We start from the raw sequence: 12,260 nt of genomic DNA, 5'->3' as shown, positions 1-12,260 counted from the left end.
CATTGTCACCCTCCCCATCTCGGGGAGGTATTTCGCTGCCTTCGTTACACCGCTTGCGCCCGAACCCCCGCATCGCCAGAGGCCGCCTCAGGCAATCCGGCGAGGCCAAGCATGACCACCTTCATCCTGCTGCTCATCTCCAACATCTTCATGACGATCGCCTGGTACTGGCATCTGAAAGGCGGGATGGAGAAGCCGATCCTGGTCGTGATCCTAATCAGCTGGGCGATCGCGCTGGTGGAATACTGCTTCGCGGTGCCGGCCAACCGCGTCGGCTATGCGAGCGGCTGGACGCCGGGCCAGCTCAAGATCACGCAGGAGGCGATCGCGCTGGTCGTGTTCGGCGTGTTCATGGTGACGGTGCTGGGCGAGCCGCTGCACTGGCGCCACCTGGCCGCCTTCGCCTGTATCATGGGCGGCGTCGGCTTCCTGTTCATTGGACGGTGAGCCGCTAGCCAACCGCCCCGATCAGCTCGCGGCCGATCAGCATGCGGCGGACCTCGTTGGTGCCCGCGCCGATGTCGAGCAGCTTGGCGTCGCGCATATAGCGTTCGACCGGCCAGTCTTTGGTATATCCCGCGCCGCCCAGCGCCTGGATCGCTTCCAGAGAGACCTTCACGGCATTTTCGCTCGCCAGCAGGATCGCGCCCGCCGCGTCGAAGCGCGTCGTCTTGCCGGCATCGCATGCCTTGGCCACCGCATAGACATAGGCGCGCGCCGAATTGAGCGCGACGTACATGTCGGCCACCTTGGCCTGGATCAGCTGGAAGCTGCCGATCGGCTTGCCGAACTGCTTGCGCTCGCGGACATAGGGCACGACCGTGTCGAGGCAGGCCTGCATGATGCCGATCTGGATGCCCGACAGCACGACACGTTCGTAGTCGAGCCCCGACATCAGCACCCCAACGCCGCCATTGGCCGGCCCCATGACGTTCTCTTCCGGAACCTCGCAATCGTTGAACACCAGCTCGGCGGTGGGTGATCCGCGCATGCCCATCTTGTCGATCTTTTGGCCGATCGAGAAGCCGGGCATGTCCTTTTCGATCAGGAAGGCGGTGATGCCGCGGCTGCCCTCGCCGGTCTTGGCATAGACCACCAAAGTGTCCGCATAGGCTGCGTTGGTGATCCAGAATTTGGTGCCGTTGAGGACATAGCCACCCTGGACGGCATCGGCCTTCAGCTTCATGCCGACGACGTCCGATCCCGCGCCCGCTTCGGACATGGCGAGGCTGCCGACATGCTCGCCGGAGATCAGCTTGGGCAGGTATTTGGCCTTCTGCTCGGGATTGGCCCAGCGGCGGATCTGGTTGACGCACAGGTTCGAATGCGCGCCGTAGGAAAGACCGACCGAGGCGGAGGCGCGGCTGACCTCCTCGACCGCGATGACATGTTCGAGATAGCCGAGGCCGAGCCCGCCATCCTCCTCCGGCACGGTGATGCCGTGCAGGCCGAGCGCGCCCATTTCGGTCCACAGATCGCGGGGGAACCAGTCCTCCGCGTCGACCTTCGCGGCGAGCGGGGCGATGCGATCGGCGGCGAAGCGCGCGGTCGTCTCGCGGATCATGTCGGCATTCTCGCCGAGCGCGAAATCGAGGTTCGCGGTCAATTGCGTCTCCTAAGTGATCGTCTCGTCTGTTACGAGCCGTCCTAAACGAGCGAACCGGGGGTGCCAATGTCCAGTCTGTTACGCCGCAAGACGATCACGACCGAGCCGGGGGAGGGCGAGCACGTCCTCGCCCGTACGCTCAGCTGGCCGCATCTGATCGCTTTGGGCGTCGGCGCGATCGTCGGCACGGGCATCCTGACGCTGATCGGCGTGGGCGCGGACAAGGCTGGGCCGGCGGTAATCCTCTCCTTCGCCATCGCCGGGCTGATCTGCGCCTGCGCCGCGCTCGCCTATGCCGAGATGGCGACGATGATCCCCGCGAGCGGAAGCGCCTATACCTACAGCTATGTCGTGATCGGGGAGCTGATCGCGTGGATCGTCGGGTGGAGCCTGATCCTCGAATACACCTTGGTGGTGTCGGCGGTCGCGGTCGGCTGGTCGGGCTATGCCGCGCCGCTGCTGCAGGCGTGGATCGGCGCGCCGATGGCGCTGATGCAAGGGCCAGAGCTGGGCGGCATCGTCAACCTGCCGGCGATCGCGATCATCGCGGTGGTCGCGGGCATGCTGATCCTCGGCACGCGGGAGAGCGCGACGGTCAACGCCATCCTGGTGCTGGTCAAGATCGCCGCTTTGGTGGTGTTCGTCGCGGTCGCGCTCCCCTATTTCGATCCGGCCAATTTCGAGCCGTTCAGCCCATTCGGCTTCGGCAAGAGCATCGCCGATGACGGCGTCGAGCGCGGGGTGATGGCGGCGGCGGCGATCATCTTCTTCGCCTTTTACGGCTTCGATGCGATCGCAACCGCGGCGGAGGAGGCGAAGAATCCCGACCGCGACCTGAAGATCGGCATCGTCGGATCGATGATTGCTTGCGTCGTCATCTACATGGCGGTCGCCGCGGCTGCGGTAGGCGCGGTCGCCTATACCCAGTTCGCCAACTCGCCCGAGCCGCTGGCGTTGATCCTGCGCCAGCTCGGCCAGCCGGCGGCGGCGACCTATCTCGCCGCCTCGGCGGTGATCGCGCTGCCGACGGTGATCCTCGCCTTCTTCTACGGCCAGAGCCGCATCTTCTTCACCATGGCGCGTGACGGAATGCTGCCCGCCGGATTGGCGAAGGTATCATCGCGCGGCACGCCGGTTCGGATCACGCTGTTCACCGCGGTCATCGTCGCGATCCTCGCAGGCGTGGTGCCGCTGGGCGAATTGGCGGCGCTGGCCAATGCCGGAACGCTGGCGGCCTTCACCGCGGTATCGGTCTGCATGCTAATCATGCGGAGGCGCGCGCCCGACGCCCCGCGCACCTTCCGCACTCCGCTGCCCTGGGTGGTCGGCGGCATCGCGATCCTCGGCTGCGCCTATTTGTTCATCAGCCTGCCGGTGAAGACGCAGCTGTGGTTTCTGATCTGGAACGTGGCGGGGCTGGCGGTCTATTTCCTCTATGCGCGGCGGCGGGCGCTGGCGACCTAAAGCGGATCGACATTTAGGCGCTGTGGCACCCGGACCATATAAATCTGCCGTCACCCCGGACTTATTGGAGGAGGCGTGAACGCCACGCTGGCGGCACGATGGACCCCGGAACAAGTCCGGGGTGACGGTGGAGAGAGCGGTGATTCCCTCCAAGAACGAAATGCCGATCCGGGCTAGAGCGGCCAAGAACGCCCGTCGACCCGGCGGACCTCGATCCCTTCGATCGCCGCCGGGTCTAACAGATTGGCGTTGATCCCCATGCGGTCCGTCGGCGTGTCGCCGATCGGCAGCCAATGGGTCACACAGCCGCACCGCGCGCATCGCCAGAGGGCCAGGCAGGGCGGCTCGATGTCGCTGCGGACATAGGATGAGAGGCCATCCTGCGGTGCATCGATTTCGACCTCATCGGGAGCGAAATAGACCCAGCGCGTGGCGAGCTTGGTGCATATCGAGCAATTGCAGACGGTCAGATAGGCGGGCAGGTCAGGGGTGGTTATGCGCACCGCCCTGCAATGGCATTGTGCCTCCATGAACCCGCCTTTCCGTTATGCCGCCAGCTTCCTCAACACATATTGCAGGATGCCACCGTTGAGGAAATATTCCAGCTCGTTGACGGTATCGATGCGGCATTTGGTCTGGAACGTCTCGACCGTGCCGTCGGCGCGGGTGAGGGTGACCTCGACGTCCTGACGCGGGCGGATTTCGGCGACCTTCATGATGGTGAAGGTCTCGCTGCCGTCCAGCTTCAGCGTCTCGCGCGTCACGCCGTCGGCGAACTGCAGCGGCAGCACGCCCATGCCGACCAGGTTGGAACGGTGGATACGCTCGAAGCTTTCGGTGATCACCGCTCGCACGCCGAGCAGATTAGTGCCCTTCGCCGCCCAGTCGCGCGACGATCCGGTGCCGTACTCCTTGCCGGCGATGACGATCAGCGGGGTGCCGTCCGCCTTGTGGCGCATGGCGGCGTCGTAGATCGGCATGGTCTCGCCCTTGTAGCTGGTCATGCCGCCCTCGACGCCGGGGACCATCTCGTTCTTGATGCGGATATTGGCGAAGGTGCCGCGCATCATCACGTTATGGTTGCCGCGCCGCGCGCCATAGCTGTTGAAATCGGCGCGGCTGACCTGATGCTCCTGCAGGAAGGTGCCGGCGGGCGAGTCCGCCTTGATGCTGCCCGCGGGCGAGATGTGATCGGTGGTGATGCTGTCGCCCAGGATCGCGAGCGGCTTCGCCTCGATGATGTCGCGCACCGGCGCGGGCGTCATCGTCATGCCTTCGAAATAGGGCGGATTGGCGATGTAGGTGGAGCCGGCGCGCCAGGTGTATGTGTCCGATCCGGCGACATCGATCGCGCGCCACTTGTCGTCGCCATTATAGACGTCGGCGTAGCGGGCGCGGAACATGCCCGAATCGATATTGGCGTCGATCAGCGCGCGCACCTCGTCGTTCGAGGGCCAGATATCCTTGAGGTACACGTCGGCGCCCTCGGTGCTCTGCCCGATCGGCGTCTCGATCATGTCCTCGGTCACCGTGCCCTTCAGCGCATAGGCGACGACCAGGGGCGGAGAGGCGAGGAAATTGGCCCGCACGTCGGCCGAGACGCGACCCTCGAAGTTGCGGTTGCCCGACAGCACCGAGGCGGCGACGATGTCGTTGCCGTTGATCGCGTTGGAGATCGGCTCGGCCAGCGGCCCCGAATTGCCGATGCAGGTGGTGCAGCCATAGCCGACCAGGTTGAAGCCGATCGCGTTCAGGTCCGCGGTCAGCCCCGCCTTGTCGAGATAGTCGGTGACCACCTGCGATCCCGGCGCGAGGCTGGTCTTGACCCACGGCTTGGGCTTGAGGCCGAGGGCCACCGCCTTGCGCGCGACCAGGCCGGCGGCGATCAGCACGCTGGGGTTGCTGGTGTTGGTGCAGCTGGTGATCGCGGCGATCACCACATCGCCGTCGCCGATGTCGTGCTCGCGCCCGGAGACCGGCACGCGCGCGGGCGCCTCCTTCTTGTAGAGCTTGGTCAGATCGCCGTTGAACACCTCGTCGACCTTCGACAGCGACACCTTGTCCTGCGGGCGCTTGGGGCCGGCGAGGCTGGGCTGGACGCTCGACATGTCGAGCTTGAGCGTATCGGTGAAGACGGGCTCGACGTTCGGGTCGGCCCACAGGCCCTGCGCCTTGCAATAGGCTTCGACCAGCGCGAGCGTCTCCTCGTCGCGGCCGGTCAGGCGCATATAGTCGATCGTCTTCGCATCGACCGGGAAGAAGCCGCAGGTCGCGCCATATTCGGGCGCCATGTTGGCGATGGTGGCGCGGTCGGCGAGGCTCAGCGCCGCCATGCCGGGGCCGTAGAACTCGACGAAACGGCCGACCACGCCCTTGGCGCGCAGCATTTGCGTAACGGTCAGCACCAGATCGGTCGCGGTGATGCCCTCGGCGAGCGCGCCGGTCAGCTTGAAGCCGACCACCTCGGGGATCAGCATCGAAACCGGCTGGCCGAGCATCGCCGCCTCGGCTTCGATCCCGCCGACGCCCCAGCCGAGCACGCCGAGCCCGTTGACCATCGTCGTGTGGCTGTCGGTGCCGACGCAGGTGTCGGGATAGGCGATCGTCGCGCCGTCCGCGGCGGTCGAGGTCCACACCGACTGGGCGATGTTCTCCAGGTTCACCTGATGGCAGATGCCGGTGCCCGGCGGCACGACCTTGAAATTGTCGAGCGCCTTCGATCCCCATTTGAGGAACTCGTAGCGCTCGCCGTTGCGCTGGTACTCCAGCTCGACATTGTCCTCGAACGCGCGCGGCGTGCCGAACTCGTCGACCATCACCGAATGGTCGATGACGAGATGGACCGGCACCTGCGGATTGATCTTGGCCGCGTCGCCGCCCAGGCTGGTGATCGCATCGCGCATCGCCGCCAGGTCGACCACGCAGGGCACGCCGGTGAAATCCTGCATCAGCACGCGCGCCGGACGATACTGGATCTCGCGGTCGCTGCGCCGCTCCTGCTGCCAGTCGATGATCGCCTGGATGTCGGTTTCGGTGACGGTCTCGCCGTCTTCGAAGCGAAGCAGGTTTTCGAGCAGGACCTTCATCGAAAAAGGCAGGCGGCTGACGTCGCCCAGCTTGGCCGCAGCCTTTTCGATGCTGAAGTAATCAAGGCTCTTGCCGCCCACCGAAAGCGTGGAGCGGGTGCCGAGGCTGTCCTGGCCGAGTGCGGTCATCGTGCGGGTCTTCCCTTCCAAAATGCCGGCGCGGCGGGGAGGCGGCGGGAGAGGGCCGCGCGGCGCACCGGAACGAATGCGAGATTCGGAGGCGGCCTTAGCAAGCGGCGCAGGGCGGGGGAAGGGGGCGGTCGGCGGCCGATCCCGCGGGTTTGCAGCACGCGAGTTGCGGCGTCTCATCGCGCGGAAGGCACGCTTCATCGCCGCCGCGCGGTTTTTGCGTTCGTTCATGCGCTATTCGGGTGCGCGCATTTATAACATATCTGTTAAGTTACGGAGAACGCTTGATGAAGTTGCTAATGACAGTTGCTTTCGGCGCATTGCTCACCGGCCCGCTGGCCGCGCAGACCGCCGCCCCCGCCCCGGTTGCCCAAGCGAGCACGCCGGCCAAGCCGACCCTCACCGTCGGCACCACCGTATATGACACCGCCGGCGGCGTCGTCGGCACGATCGAGGCGGTGAACGGCGATGCAGTCACGCTTTCGACGGGCACCGTCAAGGTTGCGATCCCCTCGGCGTCGTTCGGCACCAGTGAGAAAGGCACCGCGATCGGCATGACCAAGGTGGAGCTTGAGGCGGCTGCCCAAGCGGCGTCGGCCGACGCCCAGGCGGCGCTCAAGAGCCAGCTCGTCGCCGGCGCGCAGATCTACGGCCAGTCGGGCGCGACCCCGGTCGGTACGGTCAAGGAAGCGAGCGCCGACCTGGTGACCGTGACCACGCCGAAGGGCGACGTGCGCCTGCCCGTCGCAGCCTTCGCCGCGCGCGACGGCAAGATCATCATCGGCATGACCGCCGCCGAGTTCGACGCGGCGGTGGCCGGCGCGTCGGGCGCCAGCGCCGCTGCCACGACCACCGAAGCGGCGCCAGCGGCCGCAGCTGCGGACGGCGCTGCGCAGTAACGCCGCTGATCGGCAATGAGCGAGCCCGCGCCTCTTCTTGAGGTGCGGCTCGCTTCATATTGAGTGGGCGCGGCCGCTCAGACGGCCTCGTTCGCCCGGCGTCTGTCGAGGACGCCGGCGAGCGAGGTCCATTTCGCCATGCCGGCGCTGTTTTCGATCATCGCCTCGACGAAGGTCATCGTCCTGAGGCCGTCGGAAATCCCGGGAAACCAGCCTGCCACGCCGGGCGCGGGCGGGGTCGCTGTGCCCATCCGCACGGCGCGGCCGAAGCTCTGGTAAAGGTTGGCGAAAGCCTCGATATAGCCTTCGGGATGGCCCGCCGGGGTGCGCAGCCGCGCCAGCGTCCCCTCGCCAAGCCCCGGTCCGCCGGCGCGCACGATTTCCGCGGGCCGGTCGAGCCAGCGAAGCGTCAGCGTGTTGGGCTCCATCTGCGACCAGTCGAGCCCGCCCTTCTTGCCATGGATGCGCAGCCTGAGCCCGTTCTCGTCCCCTGCGGCGATCTGGCTCGCCTTGAGCACGCCGCGCGCGCCGCCTCCGAACCGGAGCAGCGCCGCCACGTCGTCGTCGAGCCGGCGACCCGGCACATGCGTGGTCAGTTCCGCGCTCAGTTCCTCGACCGCAAGGCCGGAGACATGCTCGGCAAGCTGAAAGGCGTGGGTACCGATGTCGCCCAGGCAGCCGCCCAGGCCGGCGCGCGCGGGATCGGTGCGCCACTCGGCCTGCTTGTTGCCGTCGCGATCGATCGGCAGGCTCAGCCAGCCTTGCGAATATTCGACCTGCACCAGCCGGATCGCGCCGAAATCGCCCCGGGCGACACGCGCCCGCGCCTCCTCGACCAGCGGGTAACCGCTATAGGTGAAGGCGAGGCCGTACAGCTTGCCGCTGCGCGCGACCGCGGCGTCGATCGCCAGCGCCTCATCGAGGTTGAGCGCCATCGGCTTTTCGGAAAAAACGTGAAAGCCGGCGTCGAGCGCCGCGATCGCCATCGGCGCGTGAAGGTGATTGGGCGTGACGATCGCCAACGCCTGCATCCGCTGATCCTCGGGCAACGCCGCCTCGGCCGCGAGCAACTCGTCGAGCGTCGAATAGGCGCGCGCGGGATCGAGGCCGAGCGCCTCTGCGCTTCGCCGGTTGCGCCCGGCATCGCTGCTGAACGTCCCGCACACCAACGCATAGTCGCCGTCGATCGCCGCCGCCATGCGGTGGACCGCGCCGATGAACGCTCCCTCGCCGCCGCCCGCCATGCCGTAGCGGATCTTCGACGTTACGCTCATGTTCATCCTGTCCATCCCATGTCTGATAAATGGTTGCGCCGTGCGCCCGTGAACGGTTACATGGGGCGACCGATCGTTTCCAGACCGGAGAGGATAATGAAATTTTTGATCGGGCTGCCGCCGGTGGCGGCGGTCGTGTTTGCGCTAACAGTCGCGCCGTCGCCATCCGTGCAGGCGCATCCCGTCGCCGATCCCGGCGCCCAGGCCTTCGCTGCATGCCGCGCCTGTCATACGCTTCAGGCCGGCGGCAAGAGCACCATGGGGCCCAATCTCCACGGTCTGTTCGGCCGGAAAGCAGGTTCTGCCGGCGGGTTCAGCTACAGCCCGGCGCTCAAGGCGTCGAACATCCGCTGGGATGAAAAGACGCTCGATCAATATCTCGCCGCGCCGACCAAGATGGTTCCTGGCACGCGCATGGTGATTCGGGTGCCGGACCCGGCGAAGCGCAAGGTGCTGATCGCCTATCTGAAGGCGCAGACGGCCAAGTGATGCGGGCATCTTCCGGGGGCGCCCGATGAAGGGGCCGGCGGTCTTCCTCGCCCAATTCATGGGCGATGCCGCGCCGTTCGACACGCTGGCCTCCGCCGCGCGCTGGATGGCGGAGGCGGGCTATGTCGGCGTGCAGATCCCCACCTGGGACAGCCGCTGCATCGATCTCGCGCGCGCCGCCGAAAGCCAGGACTATTGCGACGAGATCGCCGGCGCCTGCCGCGAGGCAGGGGTGGAGATCACCGAGCTCTCGACCCATCTCCAGGGTCAGCTCGTCGCGGTGCACCCGGCCTATGACGTGGCGTTCGACGGCTTCGCGCCGGAGGCGGTGCGCGGCAGGCCCGCCGAACGCCAGGCATGGGCGGTCGAGCAGTTGAAGCTCGCCGCCAAGGCCAGTCGGCGGCTCGGCCTCGATGCTCATGCGACCTTCTCGGGCGCGCTCGCCTGGCCCTTCCTCTATCCCTGGCCGCAGCGTCCCGCCGGGCTGGTCGAGGAAGCGTTCGACGAACTCGCGCGCCGTTGGCGGCCGATCCTCGATGCGTTCGACGACGCCGGGGTCGATCTGGCCTATGAGATCCATCCGGGCGAAGACCTGCACGACGGCGTGACCTTCGAACGGTTCCTGGCGGGCGTCGACGATCATCCGCGCGCCAACATCCTCTACGATCCCAGCCACTATGTGCTGCAGGCGCTCGATTATCTCGCCTTTATCGACATTTACCACGAGCGTATCCGCATGTTCCACGTCAAGGACGCGGAGCTGAACCCGACCGGGCGCTCGGGCGTCTATGGCGGCTATCAGGACTGGGTGAACCGGCCGGGCCGCTTCCGCTCGCTGGGTGACGGGCAGGTGGATTTCTCGGGCATCTTCTCGAAGCTGACCCAATACGGCTATTCGGGCTGGGCCGTGCTTGAATGGGAATGCTGCCTGAAGCATCCCGAGGACGGCGCGCGAGAGGGCGCGCCCTTCATCGCCGCGCATATGATCCGCAAGGCGGACAAGGCGTTCGACGATTTTGCCGGGGGCAGCGATCCGGCGCTCAACCGGGCGATGCTGGGCCTGAATTGAGCGCGCCGAAAACATAAGGGGAGCGGGAGTGGCGACGACATTGCACAAGGGACGGTTGTTCTGGCTGGGTGTGCTGGCCCTGTTCACCGCTGCGGCCAGCCTTGCGATCCGTGGCGCCATCGCCAGCGGGCTCAAGAGCGAATGGATCGATCCGATCGCGCCGCTGCAGGCGGGCGAGCTGCTCGCCGCCGCCCTGGGCGCGGCGTTCCTCAGCTTCGCGATCACGCTGTTCGTCGCCAGCGCGCTGCTCGACCAGATCGGCATGAAGCGGTGCCTGGCTGGAGCGGGACTGTGCTTCATCGTCGGGCCGTTGATGATCGTCACCGCGGGCAGCGTCGCGACCGGCATGACGATCTACACGCTGGTCTGGTTCGGCATGCTTTTGAGCGGCGTCGGCTGGGGGCTGACCGAGGCGGCGATCAACCCGTTGACCGCGCAGCTCTATCCCGAGGACACCACCCACCGGCTCAACGTGCTGCATGCCTGGTTTCCCGGCGGCATCATCGTCGGCGGGCTCGTCGGCTTCTTCTTCTCGGCGGCGTTGCCGTGGCAGGGCATCATGGCGCTGGTGATGATCCCGGCCCTCGCGACGGTGGTGATCGCCGCGACCACGACCTTCCCTCCCCCGCTCCGCAAGGAAAGCGGAGTCAGCTTCGGCGAGATGATGGGTGAGGTGTTTCGCCGCCCCAGCTTCTTCATCTGGTTCGGCGCGATGTTCCTCACCGCCGCGTCAGAGCTGGCGCCGGGCCAGTGGATCGACGTCGCCTTGTCGAACCGGGTAGGCATGCGCGGCATCCTGCTGCTGGTCTACGTCAACGCGCTGATGTTCGTATTCCGTCATTTCGCCGGCCGGCTGGCCAACCGGATCTCGAATCCGGGGCTGCTCTGGGTGTCGAGCCTGCTTGCCGCAATCGGCCTGTTCATGCTCAGCCAGGCGCAGTCGCCCGTCGCGGCGATCCTTGCCTCGACGGTATGGGGGCTGGGCGTTTGCGTGATGTGGCCGACGATGCTCGCCTCGGTCGCCGAACGCTATCCGCGCGGTGGATCCTGGGCGATGGGGCTGGTCGGATCGGCCGGCGCGCTCGCCAGCTTCTTCGTGCTGCCGCGGCTTGGTGCGATGTTCGACCAGGCCAAGATCGAGTTCGCCGGAGGCCCCGAGGCGTTTGCGGCGCTAACCGGCGCGGCGAAGCTGGCGGTCGAGGACGCGGCTGCGTCGGTGTCGTTCCAGCGGCTGGCGATCCTGCCGGTCATCCTGCTGGTGGTGTTCGGCTTCATCTGGCTGCGCGAGCGCGGCAAGTCCCGCGCGGCGCTCGCGGGCGAGACGGCATGAGCGTATCGCGTCGCACGGTGCTGGCGGGCGGCGCGATTGCCGCCGCGGTCGGCGCGACGACGGTGAATGGCGCCGCGCCCGCGCAGAACGCCGCGCGCTTCTCGCTCGGTTACGCGCCGCACGAAGGCAGCTTCAAGAGCCGCGGCGGCAGGCTCGAACAGATCGCCTATGCCGCCGATCAGGGCTTCACCGCCTGGGAGGACAATGAAGCCGCGGCCCGATCGGTCGCCGATCAGACTGCGATGGCGCGCGCGCTGCAGCAACGCAACATGACGATGGGCGTGTTCGTCGCCAGCATGCCGAAATGGGCCGATTTCCGTCCACTCCTGGGTGGCGATGACAACGCTGACCGGGAGGCGTTCCTCGCCGATATCCGCGCGTCGATCGAAGTCGCCAAGCGGTTGAACGTCAAATGGATGACGGTCGTCCCCGGCTTCCTCGACCGCAAGCTGCCGGTCGAGATCCAGACCGGCCGAATCGTCGACACGATGCGCCGCGCCGCCGATATCGTCCAGCCGCACGGGCTGGTGATGGTGATGGAGCCCTTGAACACGCTGGTGAATCATCCCGGCGTATTCCTCCGGACGATCCCGCAGGGTTTCGCGGTCGCCAAGGGCGCGAACAGCCCGGCGGTAAAGGTGCTCGCCGATCTCTATCACGAACAGATCCAGGCGGGGCACCTGATCAAGACGATGGAGACCTGCTGGGACGAGATCGCCTATATCCAGTTCGGCGACAATCCCGGCCGCAAGGAGCCGGGCACGGGCGAGATCAACTATCGCAACATCGTCCGCTGGCTGCGGGCGAAGAAGTTTGCCGGCGTGATCGGCATGGAGCACGGCAATTCGATCGACGGCCGCGCCGGCGAGGAGCGGCTGGTCGCCGCCTATCGCGAGATCGACGCGGCATGAAGG

The 12,260-nt window shown here is 66.6% G+C and carries 11 protein-coding genes; 7 read left to right on the top strand and 4 right to left on the bottom strand.

Annotation, left to right across the window (positions count from 1 at the left end; all coding sequences use genetic code 11):
• The first annotated feature begins 111 nt into the window (after positions 1-111).
• Positions 112-447, top strand: coding sequence for a DMT family protein (locus D1610_RS07230; RefSeq protein WP_118863448.1), 336 nt, complete (start codon positions 112-114; stop codon positions 445-447).
• A 4-nt stretch (positions 448-451) separates the two neighbouring features.
• Here the strand turns inward: D1610_RS07230 and D1610_RS07225 are convergent, their stop codons facing one another.
• On the bottom strand, positions 452-1,564 hold the full coding sequence (locus D1610_RS07225; RefSeq protein WP_118863750.1) for an isovaleryl-CoA dehydrogenase: 1,113 nt from the start codon (positions 1,562-1,564) through the stop codon (positions 452-454).
• 108 nt (positions 1,565-1,672) lie between these two features.
• On the opposite strand from D1610_RS07225, the gene D1610_RS07220 reads away from it, so the two are divergent.
• On the top strand, positions 1,673-3,070 hold the full coding sequence (locus D1610_RS07220) for an amino acid permease (protein ID WP_118863447.1): 1,398 nt from the start codon (positions 1,673-1,675) through the stop codon (positions 3,068-3,070).
• A 173-nt stretch (positions 3,071-3,243) separates the two neighbouring features.
• Here D1610_RS07220 and D1610_RS07215 read toward each other — a convergent pair whose 3' ends face one another.
• Positions 3,244-3,600: a GFA family protein gene (locus D1610_RS07215; RefSeq protein WP_484378251.1), complete on the bottom strand. Its 357-nt coding sequence runs from the start codon at positions 3,598-3,600 to the stop codon at positions 3,244-3,246.
• Between the two features lie 15 nt (positions 3,601-3,615).
• The gene (gene acnA, locus D1610_RS07210; RefSeq protein ID WP_118863445.1) at positions 3,616-6,285 is read right to left on the bottom strand and encodes an aconitate hydratase AcnA; all 2,670 of its coding nucleotides are present in this window, start codon (positions 6,283-6,285) and stop codon (positions 3,616-3,618) included.
• Between the two features lie 287 nt (positions 6,286-6,572).
• On the opposite strand from acnA, the gene D1610_RS07205 reads away from it, so the two are divergent.
• On the top strand, positions 6,573-7,184 hold the full coding sequence (locus tag D1610_RS07205) for a hypothetical protein (RefSeq protein ID WP_222926958.1): 612 nt from the start codon (positions 6,573-6,575) through the stop codon (positions 7,182-7,184).
• Positions 7,185-7,261: 77 nt separating this feature from the next.
• On the opposite strand, the gene D1610_RS07200 is transcribed toward D1610_RS07205, so the two are convergent.
• On the bottom strand, positions 7,262-8,458 hold the full coding sequence (locus D1610_RS07200) for a Gfo/Idh/MocA family protein (protein ID WP_118863749.1): 1,197 nt from the start codon (positions 8,456-8,458) through the stop codon (positions 7,262-7,264).
• An 18-nt stretch (positions 8,459-8,476) separates the two neighbouring features.
• On the opposite strand from D1610_RS07200, the gene D1610_RS07195 reads away from it, so the two are divergent.
• From D1610_RS07195 to D1610_RS07180, 4 genes are read left to right on the top strand one after another with little or no spacing between them, the layout of a single operon-like run.
• Positions 8,477-8,947, top strand: coding sequence for a c-type cytochrome (locus D1610_RS07195; RefSeq protein WP_245942026.1), 471 nt, complete (start codon positions 8,477-8,479; stop codon positions 8,945-8,947).
• Between the two features lie 25 nt (positions 8,948-8,972).
• Complete coding sequence (locus tag D1610_RS07190; RefSeq protein ID WP_118863443.1) at positions 8,973-10,016, top strand: sugar phosphate isomerase/epimerase family protein; 1,044 nt, start codon at positions 8,973-8,975, stop codon at positions 10,014-10,016.
• Between the two features lie 28 nt (positions 10,017-10,044).
• Positions 10,045-11,346, top strand: a complete 1,302-nt coding sequence (locus D1610_RS07185) for an MFS transporter (protein ID WP_118863442.1) — start codon at positions 10,045-10,047, stop codon at positions 11,344-11,346.
• The gene (locus tag D1610_RS07180) at positions 11,343-12,257 is read left to right on the top strand and encodes a hydroxypyruvate isomerase family protein (protein ID WP_118863441.1); all 915 of its coding nucleotides are present in this window, start codon (positions 11,343-11,345) and stop codon (positions 12,255-12,257) included. The genes D1610_RS07185 and D1610_RS07180 overlap by 4 nt, the downstream gene beginning before the upstream one ends.
• The last annotated feature ends 3 nt before the right edge of the window (positions 12,258-12,260 follow it).

Origin of the sequence: Sphingomonas gilva, assembly GCF_003515075.1 — a bacterium.
GTDB lineage: Bacteria > Pseudomonadota > Alphaproteobacteria > Sphingomonadales > Sphingomonadaceae > Sphingomonas > Sphingomonas gilva.
Note: the sequence above shows the minus strand (reverse complement) of the source record. Positions and strands in the feature narration are given on the sequence as shown.